The 546-nt window shown below is 60.1% G+C and carries 1 protein-coding gene; it reads left to right on the top strand.

Annotated features, from left to right (window positions below; all coding sequences use genetic code 11):
• Positions 1-546 (top strand): hypothetical protein (locus DC28_RS16515; protein WP_037546395.1); only part of this gene is annotated, 546 nt, incomplete at both ends.

The raw sequence follows: 546 nt of genomic DNA, 5'->3' as shown, positions 1-546 counted from the left end.
TGACCTTTGCGAATACCGGAGACCTGACCCTGGGACAAGCCGGGGGCAGTTTGAGCTTTACGGGGGGGCTGACGGCAACCGCCAACGCTAGCCGTACCGTGAATGGAACCATTCTTAGCAGTAATGCGCCATTAAGCTTTGGCGATGTGACCCTCGGTTCTGCTGTAACCCTGGATACCCAGGCGACTGACGGCACCGGTGATCTAGCTGTCGGTGCAGTGACCGGGGCGACCTTTGACCTGACCTTGGATACCGGCCACTTTGCCGGAGCTGACATGTCCGGAACCAGTGTTGCCGGGGTTGGTACGCTTACTCTTCGTGATGGGGGGACGGTGACCTTCACCGGCACGGTGGGAGCTGGAACGGTAGCAGTCACCGACGCGGTGACCCTGGTTGATTTCCAGGATGCAGTAACCGCTACGACGTTGACGATTCCGGGCACTGCGACGGCCTACGATGTTCAGATGACCGGGGCGAGCGGAACCATAACTGATCCGGTGACCTTTGCGAATACCGGAGACCTGACCCTGGGACAAGCCGGGGGCA

The organism is Spirochaeta lutea (genome assembly GCF_000758165.1).
GTDB classification, from domain to species: domain Bacteria; phylum Spirochaetota; class Spirochaetia; order DSM-27196; family Salinispiraceae; genus Spirochaeta_D; species Spirochaeta_D lutea.
Note: the sequence above shows the minus strand (reverse complement) of the source record. Positions and strands in the feature narration are given on the sequence as shown.